General features: G+C 62.9%; 32 protein-coding genes. 24 read left to right on the top strand and 8 right to left on the bottom strand.

All coding sequences use genetic code 11. From position 1 onward, the window contains the following. Nucleotides 1-8 precede the first annotated feature (8 nt). The 17 genes from WFR25_RS23875 (at nucleotide 9) to queE (ending at nucleotide 13,108) form a co-directional block, all read left to right on the top strand. The gene (locus tag WFR25_RS23875; protein ID WP_336974299.1) at nucleotides 9-626 is read left to right on the top strand and encodes a flagellar basal body-associated FliL family protein; all 618 of its coding nucleotides are present in this window, start codon (nucleotides 9-11) and stop codon (nucleotides 624-626) included. A 50-nt stretch (nucleotides 627-676) separates the two neighbouring features. Beyond that, nucleotides 677-1,561 (top strand): flagellar motor switch protein FliM, encoded by an 885-nt coding sequence (locus WFR25_RS23870; RefSeq protein ID WP_336974298.1) that lies wholly within the window; start codon nucleotides 677-679, stop codon nucleotides 1,559-1,561. Then, entirely contained in the window at nucleotides 1,558-1,893 is a 336-nt protein-coding gene (gene fliN / locus WFR25_RS23865; protein WP_336974297.1) for a flagellar motor switch protein FliN, read from the top strand. The genes WFR25_RS23870 and fliN overlap by 4 nt, the downstream gene beginning before the upstream one ends. An 87-nt stretch (nucleotides 1,894-1,980) precedes the next feature. Further along, complete coding sequence (locus tag WFR25_RS23860) at nucleotides 1,981-2,244, top strand: FliO/MopB family protein (RefSeq protein WP_336974295.1); 264 nt, start codon at nucleotides 1,981-1,983, stop codon at nucleotides 2,242-2,244. A 40-nt stretch (nucleotides 2,245-2,284) separates the two neighbouring features. Further along, on the top strand, nucleotides 2,285-3,052 hold the full coding sequence (gene fliP / locus WFR25_RS23855) for a flagellar type III secretion system pore protein FliP (RefSeq protein WP_419723222.1): 768 nt from the start codon (nucleotides 2,285-2,287) through the stop codon (nucleotides 3,050-3,052). A 10-nt stretch (nucleotides 3,053-3,062) separates the two neighbouring features. After that, complete coding sequence (gene fliQ, locus WFR25_RS23850; protein ID WP_336974293.1) at nucleotides 3,063-3,335, top strand: flagellar biosynthesis protein FliQ; 273 nt, start codon at nucleotides 3,063-3,065, stop codon at nucleotides 3,333-3,335. Next, nucleotides 3,332-4,117, top strand: coding sequence for a flagellar biosynthetic protein FliR (gene fliR, locus WFR25_RS23845; RefSeq protein ID WP_336974292.1), 786 nt, complete (start codon nucleotides 3,332-3,334; stop codon nucleotides 4,115-4,117). The genes fliQ and fliR overlap by 4 nt, the downstream gene beginning before the upstream one ends. Before the next feature lies 1 nt (nucleotide 4,118). Further along, the gene (locus WFR25_RS23840; RefSeq protein ID WP_336974291.1) at nucleotides 4,119-5,276 is read left to right on the top strand and encodes an EscU/YscU/HrcU family type III secretion system export apparatus switch protein; all 1,158 of its coding nucleotides are present in this window, start codon (nucleotides 4,119-4,121) and stop codon (nucleotides 5,274-5,276) included. A gap of 56 nt (nucleotides 5,277-5,332) precedes the next feature. Next, nucleotides 5,333-5,818: a hypothetical protein gene (locus WFR25_RS23835; protein ID WP_336974290.1), complete on the top strand. Its 486-nt coding sequence runs from the start codon at nucleotides 5,333-5,335 to the stop codon at nucleotides 5,816-5,818. A 104-nt stretch (nucleotides 5,819-5,922) separates the two neighbouring features. Further along, complete coding sequence (gene fliD, locus WFR25_RS23830) at nucleotides 5,923-7,335, top strand: flagellar filament capping protein FliD (protein ID WP_336974289.1); 1,413 nt, start codon at nucleotides 5,923-5,925, stop codon at nucleotides 7,333-7,335. A gap of 30 nt (nucleotides 7,336-7,365) precedes the next feature. Further along, entirely contained in the window at nucleotides 7,366-7,761 is a 396-nt protein-coding gene (locus WFR25_RS23825; RefSeq protein WP_336974288.1) for a flagellar export chaperone FliS, read from the top strand. A 138-nt stretch (nucleotides 7,762-7,899) separates the two neighbouring features. Next, nucleotides 7,900-9,096 carry an aspartate aminotransferase family protein gene (locus tag WFR25_RS23820; RefSeq protein ID WP_336974285.1) on the top strand — a complete coding sequence of 399 codons (1,197 nt, stop codon included), beginning with the start codon at nucleotides 7,900-7,902 and terminating at the stop codon, nucleotides 9,094-9,096. 100 nt (nucleotides 9,097-9,196) lie between these two features. After that, on the top strand, nucleotides 9,197-10,123 hold the full coding sequence (gene argF, locus WFR25_RS23815) for an ornithine carbamoyltransferase (RefSeq protein WP_336974284.1): 927 nt from the start codon (nucleotides 9,197-9,199) through the stop codon (nucleotides 10,121-10,123). Nucleotides 10,124-10,259: 136 nt separating this feature from the next. Continuing rightward, nucleotides 10,260-11,165, top strand: coding sequence for an Hsp33 family molecular chaperone HslO (gene hslO / locus WFR25_RS23810; RefSeq protein WP_336974281.1), 906 nt, complete (start codon nucleotides 10,260-10,262; stop codon nucleotides 11,163-11,165). Nucleotides 11,166-11,300: 135 nt separating this feature from the next. Further along, complete coding sequence (locus WFR25_RS23805) at nucleotides 11,301-11,705, top strand: DUF3617 domain-containing protein (RefSeq protein WP_336974279.1); 405 nt, start codon at nucleotides 11,301-11,303, stop codon at nucleotides 11,703-11,705. Nucleotides 11,706-11,758: 53 nt separating this feature from the next. Further along, the gene (gene queC, locus WFR25_RS23800) at nucleotides 11,759-12,451 is read left to right on the top strand and encodes a 7-cyano-7-deazaguanine synthase QueC (RefSeq protein ID WP_336974277.1); all 693 of its coding nucleotides are present in this window, start codon (nucleotides 11,759-11,761) and stop codon (nucleotides 12,449-12,451) included. Nucleotides 12,452-12,475: 24 nt separating this feature from the next. Next, entirely contained in the window at nucleotides 12,476-13,108 is a 633-nt protein-coding gene (queE, locus tag WFR25_RS23795; RefSeq protein ID WP_336974274.1) for a 7-carboxy-7-deazaguanine synthase, read from the top strand. A 46-nt stretch (nucleotides 13,109-13,154) separates the two neighbouring features. Here the strand turns inward: queE and WFR25_RS23790 are convergent, their stop codons facing one another. The 3 genes from WFR25_RS23790 to lipB all read right to left on the bottom strand — a co-directional run bounded on the left by WFR25_RS23790 (nucleotide 13,155) and on the right by lipB (nucleotide 15,124). Continuing rightward, a complete protein-coding gene (locus WFR25_RS23790) occupies nucleotides 13,155-13,850 on the bottom strand; it encodes a hypothetical protein (RefSeq protein WP_336974272.1) in 696 nt (231 codons plus the stop codon). Nucleotides 13,851-14,068: 218 nt separating this feature from the next. Beyond that, nucleotides 14,069-14,353 (bottom strand): hypothetical protein, encoded by a 285-nt coding sequence (locus WFR25_RS23785; protein WP_336974271.1) that lies wholly within the window; start codon nucleotides 14,351-14,353, stop codon nucleotides 14,069-14,071. 42 nt (nucleotides 14,354-14,395) lie between these two features. After that, complete coding sequence (gene lipB, locus WFR25_RS23780) at nucleotides 14,396-15,124, bottom strand: lipoyl(octanoyl) transferase LipB (protein WP_336974270.1); 729 nt, start codon at nucleotides 15,122-15,124, stop codon at nucleotides 14,396-14,398. 96 nt (nucleotides 15,125-15,220) lie between these two features. On the opposite strand from lipB, the gene WFR25_RS23775 reads away from it, so the two are divergent. Further along, nucleotides 15,221-16,012, top strand: coding sequence for a DUF7847 domain-containing protein (locus tag WFR25_RS23775; RefSeq protein WP_336974268.1), 792 nt, complete (start codon nucleotides 15,221-15,223; stop codon nucleotides 16,010-16,012). On the opposite strand, the gene WFR25_RS23770 is transcribed toward WFR25_RS23775, so the two are convergent. The 3 genes from WFR25_RS23770 to WFR25_RS23760 are packed head-to-tail and all read right to left on the bottom strand — an operon-like array spanning nucleotide 16,009 to nucleotide 17,922. Further along, nucleotides 16,009-16,593, bottom strand: coding sequence for a GNAT family N-acetyltransferase (locus tag WFR25_RS23770; protein ID WP_336974266.1), 585 nt, complete (start codon nucleotides 16,591-16,593; stop codon nucleotides 16,009-16,011). The two genes, WFR25_RS23775 and WFR25_RS23770, sit on opposite strands and share 4 nt — an antisense overlap. Nucleotides 16,594-16,600: 7 nt before the next feature. Further along, nucleotides 16,601-17,467, bottom strand: a complete 867-nt coding sequence (gene hemF / locus WFR25_RS23765) for an oxygen-dependent coproporphyrinogen oxidase (RefSeq protein WP_336974264.1) — start codon at nucleotides 17,465-17,467, stop codon at nucleotides 16,601-16,603. After that, on the bottom strand, nucleotides 17,464-17,922 hold the full coding sequence (locus WFR25_RS23760; RefSeq protein WP_336974262.1) for a tRNA (cytidine(34)-2'-O)-methyltransferase: 459 nt from the start codon (nucleotides 17,920-17,922) through the stop codon (nucleotides 17,464-17,466). The genes hemF and WFR25_RS23760 overlap by 4 nt, the downstream gene beginning before the upstream one ends. 309 nt (nucleotides 17,923-18,231) lie before the next feature. On the opposite strand from WFR25_RS23760, the gene petA reads away from it, so the two are divergent. The 4 genes from petA to WFR25_RS23740 all read left to right on the top strand — a co-directional run bounded on the left by petA (nucleotide 18,232) and on the right by WFR25_RS23740 (nucleotide 21,588). Further along, entirely contained in the window at nucleotides 18,232-18,798 is a 567-nt protein-coding gene (gene petA / locus WFR25_RS23755) for a ubiquinol-cytochrome c reductase iron-sulfur subunit (RefSeq protein WP_336974260.1), read from the top strand. 11 nt (nucleotides 18,799-18,809) lie between these two features. Beyond that, entirely contained in the window at nucleotides 18,810-20,102 is a 1,293-nt protein-coding gene (locus WFR25_RS23750) for a cytochrome b (RefSeq protein ID WP_336974259.1), read from the top strand. Nucleotides 20,103-20,116: 14 nt separating this feature from the next. Continuing rightward, nucleotides 20,117-20,968: a cytochrome c1 gene (locus tag WFR25_RS23745; protein WP_336974257.1), complete on the top strand. Its 852-nt coding sequence runs from the start codon at nucleotides 20,117-20,119 to the stop codon at nucleotides 20,966-20,968. An 83-nt stretch (nucleotides 20,969-21,051) separates the two neighbouring features. Next, nucleotides 21,052-21,588 carry an adenine phosphoribosyltransferase gene (locus tag WFR25_RS23740; protein ID WP_336974255.1) on the top strand — a complete coding sequence of 179 codons (537 nt, stop codon included), beginning with the start codon at nucleotides 21,052-21,054 and terminating at the stop codon, nucleotides 21,586-21,588. A 75-nt stretch (nucleotides 21,589-21,663) separates the two neighbouring features. On the opposite strand, the gene WFR25_RS23735 is transcribed toward WFR25_RS23740, so the two are convergent. Further along, a complete protein-coding gene (locus WFR25_RS23735; RefSeq protein ID WP_336974254.1) occupies nucleotides 21,664-22,110 on the bottom strand; it encodes a hypothetical protein in 447 nt (148 codons plus the stop codon). Nucleotides 22,111-22,202: 92 nt separating this feature from the next. On the opposite strand from WFR25_RS23735, the gene WFR25_RS23730 reads away from it, so the two are divergent. After that, the gene (locus WFR25_RS23730) at nucleotides 22,203-22,634 is read left to right on the top strand and encodes a DUF488 domain-containing protein (RefSeq protein WP_336975027.1); all 432 of its coding nucleotides are present in this window, start codon (nucleotides 22,203-22,205) and stop codon (nucleotides 22,632-22,634) included. On the opposite strand, the gene WFR25_RS23725 is transcribed toward WFR25_RS23730, so the two are convergent. Continuing rightward, entirely contained in the window at nucleotides 22,615-23,607 is a 993-nt protein-coding gene (locus tag WFR25_RS23725) for a cation diffusion facilitator family transporter (RefSeq protein ID WP_336974251.1), read from the bottom strand. The two genes, WFR25_RS23730 and WFR25_RS23725, sit on opposite strands and share 20 nt — an antisense overlap. A 175-nt stretch (nucleotides 23,608-23,782) precedes the next feature. Between WFR25_RS23725 and WFR25_RS23720 the strand changes: the two genes are divergently transcribed. Then, nucleotides 23,783-24,427 (top strand): PepSY-associated TM helix domain-containing protein, encoded by a 645-nt coding sequence (locus WFR25_RS23720; protein WP_336974250.1) that lies wholly within the window; start codon nucleotides 23,783-23,785, stop codon nucleotides 24,425-24,427. Nucleotides 24,428-24,436: the final 9 nt, after the last annotated feature.

Below are 24,436 nucleotides of genomic sequence, written 5' to 3'. Positions count from 1 at the left end.
CGTAAAAGATGAGCGACGCACCGAAGCAGAAAAAAAAGGGTGGGGGCATGAAGCTCATCATCATCCTGCTGGTCGGGCTGGTTCTGGGTGGTGCTGGCGCGGCTGGAGGCCTCTATGCCGCGGGCGCGTTCAGTCCGAAGGATGAGGGGCCGAAGGAAGATCCCAACAAACCCGTGCTGGTGTTGAAGGGGGAGGATGCAGAGGCGATCGCGACAGCCCATGCCGCGCCTGAGGGCGAGCATGGCGTGTCTGGTGGTCACGCGCCGGGCAAGGGCATCGACCTGCCTGCGCCGCAAAATCCCACCGCTTATCAAGCGACTTACTTCCAGATGCAGGCGCCCTTTACGTCCAACATGGCGGACTCGGATGCCTTCGCCCAGATCAGCATTGCCATCTCCACTTATTATGACATGCGTGTGGTCGAAGCGCTCAAAACGCATGAAATGGCCATTCGCAGTCAGGTGCTGATGATGCTGGCGCAACAGCCGCAGGAGGCGCTTGCGACCCCCCAGGGCAAGCAGGATCTGCAAAAGAAAATCCGTATTGTGATCAACGATGTGCTCAAGCAGAAGACCGGCTATGGCGGCGTTGATAACGTTTATTTTACCAATTTCGTTATTCAATAGCGCTGTCTGATGGTCGGGAAGTCCCCTGACCTGAAAGGCAGGGGACCGAAATGACAGACGTTCAAACCTTTGCCCTGGGCAGAGGGGAAGCGCAGGCGCCGATGATGTTGTCGGGCGTGGACCGGCTGGGCGAAAAGCTCGGCCGGCATTTGCGCGCCATCATCGAGCCGATCGCGGGCGTGCGCCCGAACATCGTCGCCAAAAGCGCCGAACTGCTGGATTTCAGCAACTGGTCCGGCCAGGTGCCCGCCGTCGCCAGCATTGGCACCTATCGCTGCGCGCCGCTCAAGGGGGCTGTGTTGCTGCGGATGGACGCGGCGATGATTTCGACTTTGGTCGATTGTTTTTATGGCGGGATCGGCAACCGCCCGCTGCCCTCGCGCGGGGAATTCACGCCGACCGAGGACCGGCTGATCACTCGCTTGTCGGATGGCATCATGGCCCGCATGGTCGATTGCTGGCGCGAAATCCTTACCATCGAACCCAGCCTGATCGCGCGGGAGACGGGCGTCGGCTTCGCCGCCTCTGCCGCGCCCGGCGAACAGATGGTGCTCCAGCGCTTCACCGTCAGCATCACGCGGGACGCCGAATGGCCGATCGACCTGATCTTCCCCCTTGCCGCGCTGCGCGGGGTAGAGGCGCTGATGGGCACGCGTTTGCCGGACGAGGATGGCCCGGCCGATCCCATCTGGCAGGCTCGCATCGCCCGCCAGATGCGCGACATCCGCCTGCCCGCCCGCACCGTGCTGGCGCGCCCCAACCTCTCGCTGGCGGACCTCATGCAATTAAAGGCCGGGGACGTGATCCCGGTCACTATCAGCCGCAGCCTGCCGCTGATCGTCGGCGACCGTATTCTCGCCCATGGCACCATCGGCGAACAGGAAGGCCGCGCCGCCTTCCAGATTGAAAAGCTTGTACAGGGATCAGACCAATGAGTGACATGAGCGACGCCCCCCGCATCGAAGTGGCCGAAGACAGCCTGGCCCGCATGGCCAGCAGCCGTCAGTTCCGCCTGCTGGCCGATATTCCCGTCCGCATGTCGGTGGAGGTCGGATCCACCTCGCTGCGTCTGGCGGAGGTCATGGACCTGGCCGAAGGCAGCATCGTCGAACTGGATCGTCAGGCCGACGACCTGCTGGACATCATGGTCAACGGCGCGCTGATCGCAAAGGGGGAGGTCGTGACCGTCAACGGGCGCTATGGCATCCGTATCGTCGACATCGCCACCACCGAAACGCGGCTGGCGGGGGTCGAGCGGCGCAATTGATCGCAAGGCCTGTTTTTAACGCTTGCCTTGCGCTTCATTCTTGCTGAACGCATGACGCATTAACCATAGTAGTCGCGGGGCGCGGGCATGTTCTGGTATTTCGTTAAACTGTTGATCCTGCTGCCGATGGTCGCGGCCATGGCCTTTGGCGCGCTGTGGCTGTGGCGCAAATATCAGCCCGGCATGATGGTTGGCCAGAATGACCGCGCGCTTAAAGTGTTGGAAGCACTGCCGATGGGCACCTTTGGCAAGCTGGCCGTGGTGGAGTTTGAGGGGAAGAAGATCCTGCTTTCCGTCACCCGTGGCCGGATCGAGAAGATCGCGGAAGGCGATGCGCCCCGTGTCCGGTGAAAGCGTGTCCGGTGAAAGGGGCTGCGGTCGCGCTCTCCTGATCGGCGGCGCGGTTATCGCCGCCGGACTGCTGCTGGTCGAACCGGCGCTGGCGCAGGCGGTTCCTGCCGCCGCTCCGCCGCTCGACAACAGCGGCGCCTTGACCCGCGCCATGGGCACATTGTCCGGCAACGGCCAGCCTTTGTCGCTGTCGTTGCAAATCCTGATCCTGATGAGCCTGCTGACGGTGTTGCCGTCGCTCGTTCTCATGATGACCAGCTTCACCCGTATCATCATCGTCCTGTCGCTGCTGCGGCAGGCGCTGGGCCTTCAGCAGACCCCGCCTAATCAGGTGCTGGTCGGCCTCGCGCTCTTTCTCTCGCTGTTCGTGATGCGGCCCGTGCTCGACCAGATCAACGCGCAGGCCTATGATCCCTATGGCAAGGGGCAGATCACGATCGAGGAAGCGGTCGGCCGCTCGGGCAAGGCGCTGCACGGCTTCATGACCAAGCAAACGCGGCAAAGCGACCTTAAACTGTTCCAGGGTCTGGCCGAGGCGCCCGCCTTCCGCACGCCCGACGATATTCCCTTCTCGATCCTGCTGCCCGCCTTCGTAACCAGCGAGTTGAAGACCGCCTTCCAGATCGGTTTCATGATCTTTCTGCCTTTCCTCATCATCGATCTTGTGGTGGCGTCCACGTTGATGGCGCTGGGCATGATGATGCTTTCGCCCACGATCATCTCCATGCCGTTCAAGCTGTTGCTGTTCGTGCTGGTCGATGGCTGGGCGCTGACGATGGGGTCGCTCGCCGGCTCCTTCGCGACCTGAGGCGGGGGCGATGGAGAATGCCGATTTCTTCATGGGGCTGGCGCAGCAGGCGCTGTGGATCACCGCGCTTGCGGCGGCCCCCATCCTCATCCCCGCGCTGATCGCCGGGGTGTTGATCGGCATGGTGCAGGCCGCGACCTCGATCAATGAAGCGACGCTGTCCTTCATTCCCAAGGTGCTGATCGTGGGCGGGATGCTGGCGCTGTTCGGCGGGTCGATCATGATCCTGATCGCCGATTTCACGCGCGAGATATTCGAGCGTATTCCGGACCTGCTCCAGTGATACCGACGGGCTTCGTTGGCGTCGAAGCGCAGCTATGGCTCTGGCTGATCGCCATGATCCGGCCCGGCGCCGCCTTCATCGCCGCGCCCATTTTCGGCGCGCCCTCCGTGCCGATCCAGTTGCGCCTGATCCTGTCCCTCGCGCTCGGCATGGCTGCGCTAAACAGCGTCACCATCCAACTGCCGCAGGACGGCATTGCCAGCATAGAGGGGGTGCTGCTGATCGCGGGCGAAGTGCTGGCCGGTCTTGCCATGGGGTTCGCCGTCCAGATCGGCTATGCCGCCGCCTTCGTCGCAGGCGAGACGATCGGCAACGCCATGGGGCTTGGCATGGCCGCGATGGTCGATCCGCAGTCGGGCCAGTCGACCCAGGTGATCGGCCAATATCTCTCCATCCTCGCCACCTTCCTGTTGCTGAGCATGGACGGCCACCTGATGCTGGTGAGCTTCGTCGTGCAAAGCTATCAGGCGCTGCCGCCGGGGGCTGCGATGATGAGCAATGACGCGGTGTGGGATCTGGTGCGGTTCGGCGGTTCGCTGCTGGGCGCGGGTGTCACAATAGCCTTGCCGGTCGCCTTCGCGCTGATCCTGGTGCAACTGGTGATGGGCATGTTGGCGCGCACCGCGCCGGCGCTCAACCTGTTCGCCGTGGGGATGCCGGTGGCGCTGATGGCGGGCCTTGTCCTGCTGGCCGTCGCCGCGCCGGTCATGGGGGAGGGGATTACCGCCGCGCTGAAGGCCGGGCTGGAACAGGCGCGCGGCATTTCGGAAGGGGCGCGCTGACATGGCAGGCTCCAACGGCGGCGGTGACAAGACCGAGAAACCAACCCAGAAGAAATTGGACGACGCCGCCAAGAAGGGCGACATCCTTCAGTCGCGCGATCTGGGCACGGCGATGGTGGTGATGGCCGGCATCGGCTGCATCGCCGTGACCGGGCCGTCGCTGGTGGGCGCGCTGCGCGAAATGCTGATCGAGGCGTTGCGGTTCAAGCGCGAGGATATCGTCGATTTCTCACCTGCGGAACGGGGTATCGACCTGTTGTCGGGCATCGCCATGCCGGTCGGTGGCATCATGCTGGCGACCCTGCTGGCCGCGATTGCCGCACCGGCGCTGCTGGGGTCGATGGGGTTCCGCACCGGCGCCTTCGCGCCCAAGATGAGCAAGCTCAATCCCGCTTCCGGCTTCAAGCGCATGTTCGGGATGCAGGGGCTGACCGAACTGGTGAAATCCATCGCCAAGGTGGGTTTGCTGGGGGCGATCGGCGTGTGGATGATCTGGGACCGGATGACCGCGATCGTCGGGCTGGGCAAGGCGGGCCTCGTTCCGGCGATGGCCGACCTTGGCAATATGTTCATCATGACCTGCCTGATCATGGCGGGCACATTGTTCCTGATCGCGGGCATCGACGTGCCCGCGCAGATTTTCCAGCGCGGCAAGCGCCTCGCCATGTCGAAGCAGGAGGTCAAGGACGAGCATAAGGAAAGCGAAGGCTCGCCCGAGGCCAAGGGCCATCTGCGCCGCCGCCAGTTTGAGGTGATGAACGGATCGACCCGCAAGGCGGTGGCGGAAGCCAGCGTCATCCTGACCAACCCGACCCATTTCGCGGTCGCGCTACGCTATCAGCCGGGCCGTGATCAGGCCCCGATCGTCGTCGCCCGTGGTCGCGATGCGATCGCCGCCGCCATCCGCGAACTGGGCGACAGCAACGCGGTGCCGATCCTGCAATATCCCGAACTGGCGCGCGCCATCTACTTCACGTCGCGCAATGGACAGGTCGTCGATGAAGGCCTGTACATGGCGGTGGCGACAGTCCTTGCCTTTGTTTTCCGGGTGGAAAACAAGATGGCGACCGAAATGGACCGCCCCTTCATCACCGTGCCCGACGATCTGCGCTTCGATGCCGAAGGGCAAAAGCTCGAAAAGAAAGAAACGGTGAATTAAAGTTTAGGATTGTCTGTCCGTATTCTCTTCATGGGGACGCATTAGGATAGTGCGTCATGAACGAATATTTTTCACGCAGCGAGATTTCGCCGGTCGATCGGGTGGCAACCCGTGCCCCGTCTGCCGTGATGTCCGTTCAGTCGGTCGAAGCGAATGGGCAAAGGCCCGACCTTGCACCCCGCCCGGCAACCCAGCCCCAGCCCGTCGCAAAGGCGTCCGCTACTATCGAGGCCCAGCCCGAGGAGCAAATGGCCAGCGCCGCCGAATATGTGAGCGTTCACGCCCGCATTGCCGACATCCTTGCCGATCTGCGTGCTGGTTCGAGCGGCGCGAGCATGAGCGTCGATGGCGCAGCCTCCGCCATTCAGGCGCTGATGCCCGCCCCCATCATCATTGTACCCCTGCCCCCCGCCAGCAAGGAACAGGTCGAACAGGTCGCCCTGCTGGCGCGGCGGATGGTGGATCAGGCGGCGCAGGCACAGGCTGCCCAGGCGCACCTGCGAGTGGGTACGGTGGACGCTGCGCTCTCGGCTGTCGTCTGATAGATTGACGGTGCGTGCGCTCTTTTGCGTGCGCGTACCTCTTGAAAATCTTTCCTAAAGGTCTTGGCGCTAGGGCCGTTCTTCATCACTGAAAGGACGGGTGTATGACCTCAGTTGGCAGCAGTATCGGATCGTCGCTGGGCATCGGCTCCGGTATCGACACCGGCGCCTTGGTGTCGAACCTCGTCAGCGCCGTGCGCGATCCCAAGCAGAAGGTGATCACCGATCGGCAGAGCCTGAACAGCGCGCGTATTTCCGCGCTGGGTTCGGCCTCCAGTTCGCTCGACACTTTCGCTGACGCGCTGAACAGCCTGTTGGCGGGTACAGGCTATTCCGGCACGCCGCTTTCCAATGATCCCAGCATCGCCAGTGTCAGCCTGCTGCCGGGCGGCGAGATTACGGGCCTGCCCGCGCAACTGCGGGTTCAGCAGCTTGCTTCGGCCCAGACGCTGGCTTCCACGCCGGTCAGCGGCGCGACCGCCAGTTCGACTGTGGGTCTGGGCACATTGACGCTGAAGGTCGGCACCGGCGCTGATGTCCCGATCGAAATCACCTCTGCGAACAATAGCTATACCGGCCTTGCCAAGGCGATCAATGACGCCAATGCGGGCGTCACCGCCACGGTTATCACCGACAATCAGGGCACGCGGCTGGTGATAAAGGGCGCGACCGGTGAAGCGAATAACTTCACCCTGACCAATGCGACGGGCGACGCCGATCTGGCCAAATTCGCCTGGGACGGCACCGATAGCGGCACCATGAAAAAGCTGGCGACAGCGCAGGATAGCATCATCCAGCTGGACGGCGTGGAACAGCGGTACAGCAGCAACACGATCGATACCGCTATTCCCAACATGCGGATCGACCTGAACAAGGCGGCGCCCGGCACGGATGTCTCGCTGACCAAGAGCGAGCCGACCACCAGCATGCGCGACCTGATGGTGGAGTTCGTCAACGCCTATAATACGCTGATGAAGGGTCTCAATACCGCCAGCGCCGCGGGCGCTGATTCCTCGACCTCGGGGGTGTTGGCGGGCGATCCGGCGGTTCGGGACATGAAGCGGCAATTGTCGCAGATGACCTCCGCCGGGATGGCCACGACCGGCGCCTATAAGACATTGTCCGAAATTGGCGTCTCCACCAATCGCGACGGTACGCTGAAGCTCGACACTGCCCTATTGGACAAGGCGATTGCGGCCAACCCCACGGCTATTACCCAGATGCTCAATCCGGCCGTATCCAAGGCGACCAATCCGGGCCTCGCGGGCCTGATGGATGGCGTGCGCGACCGGATACAGGTCAAGGACGGGTCGCTTGCCTCGGCGCAGGCAAAATATGCCAAGCTGGGTGAATCGCTGACCGAGCAACTGGAGAAGCTCGATACGCAAATGGCCAATTACCAGACGCAGCTGACCGCCGTCTATTCGAAGATGGAATCACGCCTCACGGCGATGAAGGCGACGCAAAGCTATCTGGAGCAGCAGATCGCGGCCTGGAACAGCAGCAGCGACAGCTAAAAGATAATTTGAAATCGGGGACGACAGACAATGTTTTATAATCAGGGCTATGCGGGTGGAACGGCGATGCGGCGCTATGCTGCGGTCCATGCGGGCAGCCGGATCGAGGGCGCCAGCCCCCACGCGCTGGTCAAGGTATTGTTCGACGAATTGTTGATCGCGATGGATGCCGCCGCGCTGGCCGAGCGCCAGAATGACCGGCTCAAAGTGTCGGACAAGCATGCGCGGGCGATGTCGATCCTTTTTGCGCTCGAATCCAGCCTCGACTTCGACAAGGGCGGCGACATCGCCATCGGTCTGGCGCAAATCTATCGCGAGGCACGTCGCCTCATGCTTCTGGCTGCGCGCGATCAGGATGCGGCGCCCGTTAATCAGGCCCGGATCATGGTGGCGGAGATCGCAGACGCCTGGGACCAGATAGGCTAAACCATCCTGTTGGCGCGGGTTGACGCTGGTCGTCCCCGCCCTGTATAGGCGAACCTCGCAAAGGGCGGCCCGGCGGGGGCCGCCTTTTTGCGTTTCAGGACTATAAGCCCGTCACGCATATCCAGAAGGGAAGGTACGATGTCGATTACGCCGCTCATGCCCGTTTACCCCCGGTGCGATGTGCGTCCGGTCCGAGGAGAGGGTTGCTACCTGATCGGCGAGCGCGGCGAGCGTTATCTGGATTTTGCGAGCGGCATCGCCGTCAACCTGCTGGGCCACGGTCATCCTACGTTAGTCAAGGCGATTACGGATCAGGCCGCGACGCTGATGCATGTGTCGAACCTCTATGGATCGCCGCAGGGTGAGGCCTTTGCTAAGCGTCTGGTGGACAATACATTCGCCGACACGGTGTTCTTCACCAATTCGGGGGCCGAGGCGGTCGAGTGCGCGATCAAGACCGCGCGCCGTTACCATTATGCCAATGGCAATCCGCACCGGCACAAGATCATCAGCTTCGACAACGCCTTTCACGGGCGGACGCTGGGGACCATTTCGGCCACCAGCCAGCCCAAGATGCGCGATGGGTTCGAGCCGCTGCTGCCCGGTTTCACCGTGGTGCCGTTCAACGATCTGGAGGCTGCGCTCGCGGCGATCGACGACAACACCGCTGGTTTCCTGCTGGAACCGGTGCAGGGTGAGGGTGGCGTCACCCCAGCGACGGAGGCGTTCCTGACCGGGCTGCGTCAGGCGTGTGACGAGCAGGGCTTGTTGCTGATTCTGGACGAGGTCCAGTGCGGCTATGCCCGCACCGGCACCTTCTTCGCGCATGAACAATATGGCATCACGCCCGACATCATGGCCGTGGCCAAGGGCATTGGCGCAGGCTTCCCGCTGGGCGCCTGTCTGGCGACGGAAGAAGCGGCCAAGGGCATGGTTGCAGGCACGCATGGCTCCACCTATGGCGGCAATCCGCTCGCCATGGCGGTGGGGCAAGCAGTGCTGGGCGAAGTGCTGGCTGACGGCTTCCTCGACAATGTAAAGGCAAAGGGTGCCCGTTTGCGCTCGGCGCTGGAGCAGTTGATCCCCAACCATGACGGGCTGTTCGAGGATGTGCGCGGTATGGGCCTGATGCTGGGCGTGAAGCTCAAGGACAGCGTCGAGGCGCGAAACTTCGTGGCGCATCTGCGGGACAATCACGGCCTGCTCACCGTCGCAGCGGGGGGCAATGTCGTGCGTATCCTGCCGCCCCTGGTGATCGAGGACAGCCATATCGCCGAATGTATCGAAAAGCTGTCCGCTGGCGCGCGCAGCTTTGCGGTGTCGCAGGCGGCCTGAACCAACGACCGTTCGGCCTGAGCGTATCGAAGGCCTGTTCGTCTCTCCGGGGAGGGGCAGGGCTTCGGAAGCTGCGGACCGAACGGGTTGAGGGGTATTTATGACCAGACATTTTCTGAACCTGTCCGATGCAGGCGGCGACGCAATCGCCGCGATGATCGCGGACGCCATCGACCGCAAGGCCGCACGGGCCGCCTGGCCCAAGGGGCGCGCCGATGCCGACGCGCCGCTGGCGGGGCATACGCTGGCGATGATCTTTGAGAAGAACTCGACCCGCACGCGCGTGTCGTTCGACATGGCGATCCGCCAACTGGGCGGTACGTCGCTGATCCTGGACGGCGCGACCAGCCAGTTGGGCCGGGGGGAGACGGTCGCCGACACCGCACGCGTCCTCAGCCGCATGTGCGACGCGATCATGATCCGCACCGACGACCATGCGAAGATCGAGGAGATGGCCCACCATGCGACCGTCCCGGTCATCAACGGCCTGACCGATCTTTCGCATCCTTGCCAGATCGTCGCCGACCTGTTGACCGTGGTCGAACACGGCCTGGCCCTGCCCGGCAGCCAGTGGGCGTGGCTGGGCGACGGCAACAATGTCCTCCATTCAATCATAGAGGCGGCGGGCTTGCTCAAGTTCGGCGTGCGGATCGGCGTGCCCGAAGGCTATGAGCCTGACACCCGCTTTGCCGAAGAGGCGACGGCGCGCGGCGCGACCATCACCCTGTCGCGTGATGCGATGGCGGTCGCGGCGGGCGCTGATGTGATCGTCACCGACACCTGGATTTCGATGGGGCAGGACCATGCGGAGGAAAAGCTGGCCGCTATGATGCCCTATCAGGTGACGCCCGCGCTCATGGCGACGGCAAGGCCCGGTGCGCTTTTTCTTCACTGCCTGCCTGCCCATCGCGGCGAGGAAGTGGTGGAACAGGTGATCGACGGCCCGCAGTCGCTGATCTGGGATGAGGCGGAAAACCGCCTTCACGCGCAGAAGTCGGTGCTGCTCTGGGCGCTTGGAAAGCTGTAAGGCCAACCTATATCCGGGCGACACATTTTCCCGCTCGGGCTGAACCTGTTGGAGCCAAGGATGCGTATGGTCCTGCGGCCGCGCCTCAGGAATGTGGCTTCGACAGGTTCGGCCCGCACGGTTCAAAGGACTTTATGTGACCTCTCGCGATCTCGATCAGGCCCTTGGCTTCACCATCCCCTCGCGCCAGGTGCGCGGCCGCATCGTGCGGCTGGGGCCGACGCTCGACGCGGTGCTGGCCGCCCATAGCTATCCGCCGCCGGTCGAGCGGCTGCTGGCCTCTGCGTTGGTGCTGGCGGCGCTGCTGGGCAGCACGCTCAAGCAGGCGGGTGGACAATTGACGCTTCAGGCGCAGACCGAAAATGGCGTCGTCAGCCTGCTGGTCGCCGATTACAAGGATGGCGATCTGCGTGGTTATGCCAAGTTCGACGCCGACCGCCTTGCCGAGATTGGCAGCGACCCGACCTTGTTCGGCCTGTTCGGCAAGGGCTATCTGGCCGTCACCTTCGACCAGTCCGTCACTGGAGAACGCTATCAGGGCATTGTACCGCTCGACAGCGAATCGCTTGGCCGGGCGGCGGAACTCTATTTCTTTCAGTCCGAGCAGATCCCCAGCATTGTTCAGATCGCGACCCGGCATGAACCGGGAGAGGGCTGTACGGCCGCTGGCCTGCTGATCCAGCATCTGCCGGAGGGTGAAGTCGGGCGGGAGCGATTGCATGTCCGCCACGACCATCCCGAATGGGAGCATGTGCAGGCGCTGGCGGCGACGCTCAAGGACGATGAGCTGACCGATACCAGCCTGCCGCTGCCCGACATCGTCTGGCGCCTGTTCCACGAGGAAGAGGAAGTGCGGGTAATCGAGCCGGTCGCGCTTGCCAAGGGGTGTCGATGCAACCTTGACCATATCCGCGATGTGATCGGCCGCTTTCCTGCGGACGAGCGGGTGGAGATGGCGGATGGTGATGGAGTGATCGCGGTTGATTGCGCCTTCTGCTCGCGCATATTCCCGCTCGCACTGGACAGCTTCGTCACCCATTGAAACGGGCCGTGACGTTTCCGAAATAGTAGTTGGCCCGAAATACTATGCGGCAAGGCAGGTCGTGCCTTTTTTGGCATGAAATCGCCGTAATTGCGGTGCAGGGCGTCGTTGCGGATGGTGGGAAGACGGAATGTCATGAACAGTATGTGGCTGCGCGCCTTCACGACCGGTGCTGCGATGATGATGGCAGCTATGGCCGGTGCTGAACCGACGCCACCCATGAAGGCCTTGCATCAACTGGAGCCGGGCCAGTGGGAATTGCGGGAACGCGGCGCGGGCAGTGAAGTCCGGCGCCTGTGCGTAAGTGATCTGGAGCAATTGCTGCAATTTCGTCATGGCCGCGCCAGTTGCAAGCGTTTCATCGTCACCGATACGCCGCGCGAACTGGTCGTGACCTATGATTGCGGGGTATCGGGCAGCGGCCGGACGGCCTTGCGCACGGAAACCTCACGGTTGGCGCAGATCCAGGCGCAGGGTATCGCCGATGGCGCGCCCTTCGAGATGGCGGTAGAGGCTCGCCGGGTCGGCATCTGCCGCTGATGTGCTGATGGCGCGACTTGCCCTGAAGCGTTCGGAGCGCTAGCGCGGGGCGCATGGTTGCCAATAATGGAAAATTTGCCGTCGTCCTGCTTTCGGGCGGCCTTGATTCGATGGTTGCGGGGGGGCTTGCCCGCGAAGCAGGCTATCGCGTCCTGGCTCTGTCGATCGACTATAACCAGCGTCATCGGGTCGAACTGCGCGCGGCGCAGCGGGTCGCGACCGCACTCAACGCGATATCGCACATCGTCCTGCCGCTCGACCTTACCGCCTTTGGCGGGTCGGCGCTGACCGCTGACATTGCCGTGCCCAAGGGTGGGGTGGGGGACGATATTCCGGTCACCTATGTCCCCGCACGCAACACCATCTTCCTGTCGCTGACGCTGGGGCTGGCCGAAGTTGCAGGCGCGAGCGATGTGTTCATCGGCGTCAACGCCCTCGATTATTCAGGTTATCCCGATTGCCGCCCGGAATTTATCGAGGCGTTCCAGAAGATGGCGACGCTGGCGACCAAGGCAGGGGTGGAGGGCAATCCGATCCACATCAATGCGCCCCTGCAACATATGAGCAAGGCGGACATTGTGCGGGAGGCGCATCGTCTGGGTCTTGACGCAGGACTAAGCTGGTCCTGTTATGATCCGACGCCTGATGGCAAGCATTGCGGTCTGTGCGACAGTTGCCGCCTGCGCGCCAAGGGGTTTGACGAGGCGGGCCTGCCCGACCCGACCGACTATGCCGTTCGTCCCTGATCTGTCGCCTGTGAAGCTGCTGCCATGAGCTATGCGATCAAGGAGATGTTCCTGACCCTTCAGGGGGAAGGTGTGCAGGCGGGGCGACGCGCGGTGTTCCTGCGCTTTGCCGGCTGCAATTTGTGGACCGGGCGCGAGCAGGATCGGGCCAGCGCCATCTGCCAGTTTTGCGACACGGATTTCGTCGGCATTGATGGTCTGGGCGGCGGGCGCTTTGGGGATGCCGATGCGGCGGCGGACGCCGTGCTGGGCTTTTGGGGGCCGGGCGAGGCCGGGCGCTATGTCGTGCTGACCGGCGGGGAGCCGATGCTTCAGGTTGATGGCGCGCTGGTCGATGCGCTACATGCGCGTGGTTTCACCATCGCCATCGAGACTAATGGCACGTTGCCTGTGCATCCCGGCATCGACTGGATCTGCGTCAGCCCCAAGGCCGGGAGCGAGGTTGTCCAGCACAGCGGCAACGAACTCAAGCTCGTCTGGCCGCAGCCGGGCAGCGATGTCGACGCGATGGAGGGCTGGGCCTTCGACCACCATCTGTTGCAGCCGATGGACAATGAACAGGCCCGCGAGAACGCGCAGGCGGCGGTCGATTTCGTCCTCGCACGGCCAAAATGGCGCCTGACGGTGCAGGCGCACAAATATCTCGGGCTTCGTTGAGGCATCGCGCGACGAAGCCGCTGCGCGACGCCTCAAACTTTCTGGCTTATTGAGGAATCTTGACGCCCGCCTTGGCATTCCACTCTACCTGGCACTCTGGCCGCAGCACGCCCTTCTTCCAGCATTTTGGATCAAAGGAGGGGAGGGCGACATGGTAGGATCTGGACGGGTCGCCGTAAAATTGCTCGCTCGCCAGCACCAGCGACTTCTTGATCGAACCAAGGCCGTTCTGTGCCACTTCCCATAATTTGCCGCGATCCGCGAAGATCGCCTGCCGGCCCACTTCTCCGGCGGCGAGGCAGAAGCCGCGCTGTGCCTGTACGGTCGAATAGCCCGAATAGATGCGCGTGCCATATTGGTCATTGGCGATCTGGCCGGGTCGGCCCTTGCCCGCGGTGCGCTGGAAATAGCCCAATATGGCCGCCTGCGCCGTGTCCAATTCCGTATCATGATGCGCGATCATCGCATTATAATTACTGACGGTCAGCAGGGTAGGCTCAAACTGGCACTGGAGCGCGGCGATGTTGAGCGCGGCGCGAAGATTCCATACCATGCCAGCGCGCAGCTCTGCCGGGGTCGCGCCGGGCAGCCCCAATGCGGTGGCGGCGGTCGCGTCGGTCAGCGGCGGGGCAGACAGGTCCGGCGGCGACCAGTAGATCTGGGCGGCGGCAGGCTGTGTGGCGCTGAGCGCCGCGACCAGCAACAGCGCGGCAATGGCTGGCCGGGCCAGGATGGGGTGCATGTGGGGCGTCCTTCCCTTTTGGCGCGCAAGCCGCGCCGATCCATGTGAATGTCGCCCTGTTGCGACAGGGCCGGTATAGGATGTGATGAATAGGACGGTTAATCCCGACATTCCAGCCTAGAGTGTGTTTCGGTTTGATTGAACCGGAGCACACTCCAGATTTTCGACATACCGCGATTTCTTAACCGTCAGATGAGTCCATCTGACTGGAAATCGCTCTATTGATCGGACAACACTTCTGAATCGTCGCTTTGCGTCTTTTCAGCGGGCTTTGCGGGGGTCGTGCCATTTTCCGCAGCGTTGCCGGCGGGCAGGACCGTGCTGGTGCCTTCGCTCTGGACGCCATCCAGGTCGGTCATGGCGTCGGTGGCCGTACCGTCCACCACTTCCATATCCTTCATCTGGACGCTGTTGCCACCCTTGTCCCCGCCACCGCAGGCGGCCAGGAGCGCGCAAGCTGCAAGGGCGCCGATCGGCAACAGGGTCTTGAGCGCTGGGCGCATCCGGGTCTCCTTAACGTGGGGGTAATCAATTGGGGGCGGACCCTAACGAGGCGTCTCGCATTGCTCAACCCCTGTAGGGCAGCGGCGCAGGCGGGCCAGAAAAGCGGGGAAATGGCGCTTGAGCGCTTCATCCAGCCGCGCCATCGACGCATTTTTCCCCAGCGCGGCGATGCTGGTCACGGGATAGTCGGCGATCCCGCACGGCACGATGCCACCAAAATGGGACAGATCGGGGTCGACGTTGATCGCAAAACCGTGCAGCGTCACCCAGCGCCGCACCCGAATGCCCAGCGCGCCGATCTTTGCCTCTCGCCCGTCCCGGTCGTCGGTCCAGATGCCGATCCGCCCCTCTGCCCGTCGCGCGGCGATGTCGAAATCGGCCAGCGCGTCGATCACCCAGCCTTCCAGATGATGGACGAAATTGCGGACGTCCTTGCCCCGTGCGCCCAGGTCCAGATTGAGGTAGCCGATGCGCTGCCCCGGCCCATGATAGGTATAACGGCCCCCGCGCCCGGCATCATGGACGGGAAAGCGTGGGTCCAGCAGCTCGGCGACATCCGCGCTGGTGCCCGCCGTATAGAGCGGTGGATGCTCCAGCAGCCAGACCCGCTCGCTTGCCTTGCCAGCCGCGATTGCGGCCGCACGCGCCTCCATATCCGCCAGCGCCTGCGGGTAGTCGATCAGCGTGTCCGACGTGCGCCATTCGATGGCGTCGACGCCAGCGGAGGCGGTTGTGGCGTTGGGGGCGGGAACAGGAGCATCTTGCGACATGGCGTTTCCTTGACTTGGGGCAAACGAGGGATCAAGTCTGCGCTGCATTTCGCTCAGGGCTTTTCGCTCGGGGCCTTTAGGACCGGTTACACAGATATGGCGAGCATCTCCATCGGCAAGGCATGGGAAGAGAGCGTCGCTTTCGTTGCGCGGGAAAGCACGTTGTTACTGCCAGTGGCGCTGCTGTTCGTGGCACTGCCCGGCCTCATCCTTCAGGAAATGGTGCCGCCCGAGCTGACGCAATGGATGCTCACGCAGACGAAGACCACATTGCCGCCGGTGGGGCCAAGCTTCTGGGCCGCGCTGTTCATCACGGTTGTCGTCATCTGGTTCGGGTCGCTCACGCTATTCGCGCTGGCGTTGCGGCCGGGAATCAGCGTCGGGGAAGCGCTGCGCCTCAGCATCGCGCGCCTGCCGGTATTGCTGGGCACGGCCTTGCTGCTGATCGGCCTGTTTAGCGCGGTCGTGTTGGTGGGCGCGATTCTGGTCGCGATCCTCACGCTCGTCTCGCCCGCGGTGGCGGCGTTCCTGGTCGGAGTGTTGACGCTGGCTTTTGGTGTTGCGCTGATCTTCGCCAGCGTCCGGCTGGTGCTGCTCAACCCGGTCGTGATTGACGGGACGCTGGGTGTGCGCGACTCGATCCGCCATGCTTGGGCGCTGACGCGTGGGCATGTCTGGCGGCTACTGGCCTTCCTGCTGTTGCTGACGATCGTATCGGCCATTGTCAGCACAGCCGCGCAGACGGTTATTGGCGCACTGGCTGGTCTTGTCGCCGGGCCGGATGCAGCGCGCCTGACCGGAAGCATCGCAGGTGCGCTGGTGTCGACCGTGGTGCAACTCTACATGCTGGTGATGATCGCCCGGCTCTACCGCCAGGCGGAGGCTTAACCCAGCAGCGGGATTTGTGGCGCGGCCTCGCGCGGCAGATAGCCCAGCAGACGAGGGTCGTCGAACGTCTCCACCTCTCGGCGGTAGGGGTTGAAGCCCGAACGGATATAGAAGCCCAGCGCTGTAGGACCGTCGAGCGTGCAGGTATGCACCCACAGGCGGGTCACGTCCTTGCGCCAGGCCAGCGCCTTGGCCTGCGCCATCAACCAGCGCCCCACGCCTTTGCCGGTCACTTCCGGCACCAGACCGAAAAAACCCAGTTCGCAATCGGGTAGCTTGCGAAAGTCCAGTTCCAGCAACCCTACTTCGATCCCCGCCAGATCGGTCACGGCATAGATGGCAACCTGCGGATCATGGATGATCGCGGCCAGTGCCTCGTCAGACATGACGAGCCGGGAAAACCACAGCCATGGCTCGCCCACCCGCCGGAACAATGTGCGATAGGCGTCCAGCGAAGGCCGTTTCCATGGCACCAGCCGGAAGGGCGCGGCGGGAATCGGCGCGGGCCGGGGCCGCTCACGCATCTCCAGATGGGTGACGACCGTTGCGATCTGGCGATTGTCGACCGGGATCAGACCCATTATGCTGTCAGTTCCACGCGGCCATAGGGGGCAGGCTCATCAGGATCGCGTCGATATTGCCCCCAGTCTTGAGGCCGAACAGCGTGCCCCGGTCATGGACCAGATTGAACTCGGCATAGCGGCCGCGCCATTCGAGCATCTGTTGATACTCTTCTCGCGTCCATTCGCTGGCCATCCGCCGCCGCACGATCGGCGCGAAGGCCTCCAGAAAGGCTTCGCCGACGCTGCGTGTGAAGGCGAAGTTCGCGTCGAAATCCCCCTCCAGATGATCGTAGAAGATGCCGCCCACGCCGCGATGGACGCCGCGATGGGGGATGAAGAAATAATCATCGGCCCATTTTGTGAACCGGGGATAATGGTCCGGGTCATGGGCGTCGCACGCCGCCTTCAACGTTTCGTGGAAATGCGCGGTATCCTCACCATAGGGAATTGGCGGGTTGAGGTCGGCGCCGCCCCCGAACCAGCGTTTCGTCGTCACCAGAAAGCGCGTGTTCATATGCACGGCGGGCACATGCGGATTGGCCATATGCGCGACCAGGCTGATGCCGGTGGCGAAGAATTGCGGATCTTCCGCGGCGCCATGGATGCTTCCGGCGAAATCGGGGGAAAGCGCGCCGCCCACGGTCGAGACATTGACGCCGACCTTCTCGAAGACCTTACCCTTCATCACGCCGCGCACGCCGCCCCCACCCCCGCCCGGCGCGTTGCCATCGGCCTCGCGATCCCAGGCCGTATAGGTAAAGACCGCGTCGCTGCTCGATTCGCGTTCGATCGCCTCAAACTGCGTGCAGATGCGGTCACGCAGTGATTCGAACCAGGTCCGGGCGGCCTGCTGCTGATCGTCCATCGGGATCGTGGGGGCCGGGGTCGTCATTCGGGGTAAGCTCCAGTCTGCCGCAAGGCTTCGGACAGCGCGATGCCGGTCGATACCGCGATATTCAAGGATCGAAAGCCCGGCGCCATCGGAATACGGACGCGCAGGTCGGCGCTGTCGCGCACGCTATCGGGCACGCCCGCGCTTTCCGATCCCATCAACAGGACATCGCCGGGACGAAAGGCGATGTCGGGCAGCCGGGTCGCCGCATGGCTACTCATCAATATGATTCGCCGCCCCTCTGCTCGGCAGAATGCGGCGAACGCATCGAAATTGGCGTGACGGGTCACGTCGGCGGCTGCGCCATAATCCATCGCTGCCCGCTTCAGCTTCGCGTCGGAAAAGGCAAAGCCGGTCGGCATGATGATGTCCACCGGCACAGCGAAACAGGCGGCCAGCCGCAATATGGCGCCGACATTGCCGGCAATCTCTGGCTGATACAGGGCGATACGCATGGCTGCGCCTTAAAGCGATTTGGCGTCAGATGAAAACATCTGCTGGCCCGAAATTTCGAGAAAACAGGCAAAGTCATTATGACTCTGGTGCCGACTTAGATCCTGTCCGCTCTGACGCAATGTGGCAAATTGTCATAGGCTTGCCAAATTGCCTGTTGGCAAAGGGCGCGGCATCCGGCTATCAGGCCCGCGAACCACGCTGGGGGGAAAGCGGGGCCATTTTTGTATGGTCGCGCCAAATCCCTTGATAATCAGGGCCGGTGAAGGCACTGGGGCGGGGTCAGGGACGTTCTTGCAAGGGTAAGGTGCATGGCGACGGTTGAACATACGGACACCGAAAATCTATCCGGTGGAGACGGCGTGCGCCGCCGCGATTTCATCAATATCGCGGCAGTCAGCTTCGCTGGCGTTGGCGCGGTCGCGGTCGTGCTGCCGCTGGTCAACCAGATGAACCCCAGCGCCGACGTGCTGGCGCTGGCTTCGACCGAGGTTGACCTGTCGTCGATCCAGCCGGGGCAGGCGATCAAGACCACTTTCCGCTCACAGCCGCTGTTCGTGCGTCAGTTGACGCCGAAGGAAATCGCGGAGGCCGACAAGGTCGACGTGTCCACCCTGCGCGATCCGCAGACGCTGGCCGAACGGACCGTCGACGGCAAGACCCAGTGGTTGGTGACGATGGGTGTCTGCACTCATCTGGGCTGCGTACCGCTGGGCGCGGGCGAGGGCGAGAATAAGGGTGAGTATGGCGGCTATTTCTGCCCCTGCCACGGTTCGTCCTACGACACCGCTGCGCGCATCCGCAAAGGCCCCGCGCCCAAGAACCTGGAAGTGCCGAAGTACAGCTTCACTTCCGACACCGCCATTCTCGTAGGCTGAGGTAAGAAACGATGAGCTTTCCCTGGGCTGAGCACTATACTCCCAAACATCCCGTGATGCAGTGGGTCGATGAGAAGCTGCCGCTTCCGCGCCTCGTCTACAACGCGGTCGGCGCTGGCTATCCGGTGCCGCGCAACCTCAACTATTTCTGGAACTTCGGCGTATTGGCGGGTCTCGCGCTCGTCATCCAGATCGTCACCGGTATCATCATGGCCATGCATTATGGCGCCAATGATCTTGTGGCCTTCAGCACCGTTGAACATACGATGCGCGATGTGAACTCGGGCTGGCTGATGCGTTATGCGCACGCCAACGGCGCGAGCTTCTTCTTCATCGTCGTCTATCTCCACATTTTCCGTGGCCTCTATTTCGGCTCCTACAAGGCGCCGCGCGAAATGGTCTGGCTGCTGGGCCTCGTGATCTTCCTGCTGATGATGGCAACCGCCTTCATGGGCTATGTGCTTCCCTGGGGGCAGATGTCCTATTGGGGGGCGAAGGTGATCACCGGCCTGTTCGGCGCGATCCCGGTCGTGGGTGAACCGATCCAGACCTGGCTGCTGGGCGGTTTCGCGCCCGGCAATGCCTCGCTCAATCGCTTCTTCTCGCTGCACTTCCTGCTGCCGTTCGTGATTGCGGGTGTCATCATCCTGCATATCTGGGCGCTGCACATTCCGGGTTCGTCGAACCCGACCGGCGTGGACGTGCAGGGGCCGCAGGACACGGTGCCCTTCCATCCCTATTACACGGCCAAGGACGGCTTTGGCGCGGGCATCTTCCTGATCGCTTTCGCGATCCTGCTGTTCTTTGCACCCAACTTCCTGGGCCACCCGGACAACTATATCGAGGCGAACCCGCTCTCGACGCCCGCGCACATCGTGCCGGAATGGTATTTCTGGCCCTTCTACGCCATCCTGCGCGCCTTCACGGTGGACTTCTTCTTCATCCCCGCAAAGCTGCTGGGTGTGTTGGCGATGTTCGCGTCGATCCTGCTGCTCTTCTTCCTGCCCTGGCTTGATACCTCGCCAGTGCGGTCGGGCCGCTATCGTCCGACCTTCAAGAAGTTCTGGTGGATACTGCTCGCAGACGTAGCGGTGCTGGGCTATTGCGGCGGCGCGCCGGCGGCAGAGCCTTTCGTGATGATCTCTCAGGTCGCGTCGGCTTATTATTTCGCCCACTTCCTGATCATCCTTCCGCTGATCTCGCGCTTTGAAAAGCCGCTGCCGTTGCCCGGTTCCATCACCGAGGCCGTGCTGGCAAAATATGGCAAGACTGACGGCGAAACCGCCGCTGTCCCGGCCGAATAAGGGGTAGAGTAAACATGGTTCGCATTGGCGCATTCCTTGTCGGCCTCTTCTTCGCGGGCTGGCTGCTGGTATCCTTCCTGGTGGGCGCGGTGGCCTTCGTCACCGATCCGCCACAACCGACGGTAGAGCACGAGTTCCACCGCGCACCCAAACATGTCGCCTTCTCGTTCGACGGGCCTTTGGGCACCTATGACAAGGCACAGTTGCAGCGCGGCTTCCAGGTGTTCAAGGAAGTCTGCGCGGCCTGCCACAGCCTGAAGTTCGTGGCTTTCCGCGACCTTGAAGCCCTGGGCTATAATGAGGCCGAGGTGAAGGCGATTGCCAAGCAGTGGCCGATCAAGACTCCTGACGTCGATCCCAAGACCGGTGAGATGGCAGGCCGCGATCCGATTCCGGCCGATCATTTCCCCAAGCCGTTCGCGAACAATGTCGCGGCGGCTGCGGCGAACAACAATGCGATCCCGCCAGATTTGTCGTTGATGACGAAGGCGCGCCATCATGGTTCGGCCTATGTCTATTCGCTGCTGACCGGCTTCCAGGCACAACCCGCCGAACTGCTCAAGGCGTTCCCGGATTCCAAGACACCGGAAGGCCTGCACTACAACCCCTATTTCCCGAACCTCAACCTGGCGATGGCGCCGCCGCTGACAGCCGAAGGTCAGGTCACCTATGGGGACGGCACCAAGTCGACCGTCGACCAGATGGCACAGGACGTATCCGCGTTCCTGACCTGGACCGCCGAGCCGAAGCTGGAAAACCGCCGTCGTGCGGGGCTGGCAACGGTCATCTTCCTGCTGATCGCAACGGGGCTTGCCTATATGTCTTACCAGAATATCTGGGCGGATAAGAAGAAGGCTCTCGCCTGACGGCAGCCGTCCTTCGGGGCTGAAAGATAATAAGGGGGCGCGGTCCGCGAGGACTTGCGCCCCCTTTGCATGCGAGGAACGCTATGATGACGCAGAGCCTGATCGACCTGGTCCGCACCATCCCGGATTTTCCGAAGCCCGGTATCCAGTTTCGCGACATCACGACGCTGCTCGCCGATCCGAAAGGATTGCGTGATCTGGTCGATGCGATGGCGGCGTTGGCCCGTCCGCTTGACGTCGATCTCGTTGTCGGAGTCGAGGCACGCGGTTTCATCCTGGGGGCGGCGCTGGCGCTGGAACTGGGCACGGGTTTTGTGCCGGTGCGCAAGGCGGGCAAGCTGCCGGGCAAAACCGTGGGTATTGATTATGTGCTGGAATATGGCACCGACCGGCTCGAAATGCATGAAGGGCAGGTGCCGCGCGGCACCCGCGTGCTGCTGGTCGACGACCTGATTGCCACGGGTGGCACTGCGCTCGCCGCTGCGCAGCTCCTGCGCGAACAGGGCGCCAGCGTCCTCATGGCGCTCTTTGCCATCGACCTGCCTGATCTTGGAGGCATGAAGGCGCTGGCGGACGACGGCATCGCTACCGCCGCGCTAATGGCTTTTCCGGGCCACTGATCGTCAGGCTTGCATTGGTGCGATAGGAGGCGGTTTGGCGCAGCCGATCCGATGCGATCGGCGCTGCATTCTGCCTTAGCGCGTCTTCTTCAAGCGCCGGTCGTTGGCGGTGACGGTCTTATGCACCGGCGTCACCATTGCCGTCGCCGCTTTCGTCATCTTGCCCGCGACCCGCTGGGAGCGGGCCATCGATGCGCGCATGGCCTGCGGGCCAGGGGACTGCATCCGCAAGGCGCTGAATGCTATATCCTGTCCCAGCCTCATCATGTCGCTCTGCATCGCCCACCAGCCAGACATGGCCGCCCAGCCGCTCTGGCTGAACGCGGCCATCTTTTCCGGCACCATCCGCGCCAGTTCACCCTGCGCGGCGACCGATCCGGCATCGGCGCGGAGCAGCCCCAGCCGATGGTCGATCACCCGGCCCGATGCCATCCACGCCTCGCCCATCTTCGCACTGTTGGTCATCATGGCGAGCGCCATGTCATTCCATCGCATCCAGCTGCTCAAGGGATCGATCATCATGCGCCTCCTCTGCGTTGCGCCCTCAACCCATGAGCGGACTTTAGGGTCCGTCCACCATTGATCCAACTGCGTTGCTGTACCACATCAACGCCATGCAGATTTTCACCATCGGCTATGAGGGCGCAACGCAGGCTGATTTCATTGCGCGGCTCAATCAGGCAGGCGTGACCCTTTTGGCGGATGTGCGCGCAGTGCCACTTTCGCGCCGCCCCGGATTCTCAAAGAATGTTCTTGCCGCCGCGTTACGGGAAGCGGGGATCGACTATATCGGCTTCAAGGCGCTTGGAACGCCGCCCGATGGGCGCGAGGCAGCGCGTAGAGGCCGCCATGCCGATCTCACGCGCATCTATGGCGCGCAACTCGACCTGCCCGAAGCGCAACTGGCGGCCCTGCAACTGGTCGACATGGCGCGGGATCGGCCAACCGTGCTGCTCTGTTTCGAACGTGATCCCGCCTGTTGCCACCGCACGCTGCTGGTCGAATCGGCGATGCCGGAGGCAGAGGTCATTCACTTGTTCGTGTAATCGGTCCCGCCCCGGTCTGAATAACAGCATCCTCGCTCTTCTCGGGACGGATATAGATGGAGGTCAATGTCGGGATCGCGGCCTTCAACTCTGCTTCTATCGCTTCGATCAGCGTCTCGCCCGCGCCCATGCTTAGGCTGTCCTCAAAGTCCGCGCTGATCGCCACGAACACCGCATCCGGCGCGGTGTGGATGGTGCGGACATGATTGACCGTGGTGATCTGCGATCGCCGCTCCAGTGCCTGCCAGATGGTGTCGATCAGGGCCGGGTCCGCACTCTCCCCGATCAGCAGCCCCTTGGCCTCGCGCGCCAGCAACATCGCCACCCCCGCCAGTACCAGCCCGATCGCGATAGACGCCACGCCGTCCAGCCGCGGGTCGGCATAATGGTGGCTGGCCCACACGCCGATGCCCGCGATCAACAACCCGATCAGCGCGGCGCTATCCTCGAACAACACGATGAAGCCTGCCGGATCTTTCGATCGCCGCACTGACAGCCACCAGCCGACCCCGCGCCGCCGAGCGTTGAATTCGCGCACCGCTATGGCCCAGGATGTTCCCTCCAGCGCGACGGCGATGCCCAGCACGACATAGTTGATCGTGGGATCGCGCAACGGCTCCGGCGCGCGGATATGCACCCAACCTTCATAGATGGAGACACCAGCGCCCACGGCGAAAATCAGGATCGCGACGACGAAGGCCCAGAAATACAGCTCCCGCCCATAGCCGAAGGGGTGGGCGCGATCGGGCGGCCGGGCGGCGCGATGCTGGCCGTAGAGCAGCAATAGCTGATTGCCGCTGTCGACCAGCGAATGCACCCCCTCTGTCAGCATGGCCGACGAGCCACTGATCCCCGCCGCGACGAATTTGGCGACGGCGATCCCCAGATTGGCTGCCAGCGCGCCGTACAGAACGATGTTGGCGCGGATATGGGCCAGGTGCCCGCGCGGCAAGTGGGAGGAGCGAGCGTTCATTGCGGATCGGAAACGGACAGCGATCCATGCGGTTCCTTCGCGCCGGGGGAGGCTGAAGAACGGCGTGTCCTGTTGTACATTTCGATACAATTTTCTCCTGCATCTTGGTTTGCAATTGAGAGTCGTTCGCGTTATCGCGCGCTATCTTCTTCTTATCGAGTCCGTGCAACGCCAGATGTCCGCCAAATCCTTGAAATCCGGCGGCCGCAAGAAAAGCCCCAAGGCCTTCTGGCTCAAACAGCTGCATACCTGGCATTGGGTCAGTTCCGCCATCAGCCTTATCGGCCTGCTGCTGTTCGCGTTCACCGGGATCACGCTCAACCACGCCGCTGACGTGGAAGGATCGCCGCAAACGGTGGAGAAGGCGGCTACGCTGCCGACCGCGCTGTTGAAGCAGGTTGCGCCCGACGATGCCCCTGATGCCAAGAAGCCGCTGCCCGGCGCGGTGGCGCAATGGGTGCAAAAGGAAATCGGCCAACGTGGCACCGGCGAGGCCGAATGGTCCGCCGGCGAAATCTATCTGGCCTTGCCACGCCCCGGCGGCGACGGCTGGGTCGCGATCGACCGGGAGACGGGCGCCGTCACCAGCGAGGCGACCTCGCGCGGCTGGATCAGCTATCTGAACGACCTGCACAAAGGCCGCAACGCCGGGGCGGTGTGGAAGTGGTTCATCGACATCTTCTCGATCGCCTGCTTCCTGTTCGCGCTGACCGGACTGCTGCTGCTGCAACTTCATGCGGCCAAGCGCCCCAGCACATGGCCGCTGGTCGTGATTGGCCTTGCCTTGCCCGCTGTTCTTGCCATCGTCTTCATTCATTGAGGGGGGAAT

Origin of the sequence: Sphingobium aromaticiconvertens (assembly GCF_037154075.1) — a bacterium.
GTDB lineage: Bacteria > Pseudomonadota > Alphaproteobacteria > Sphingomonadales > Sphingomonadaceae > Sphingobium > Sphingobium aromaticiconvertens.
Note: the sequence above shows the minus strand (reverse complement) of the source record. Positions and strands in the feature narration are given on the sequence as shown.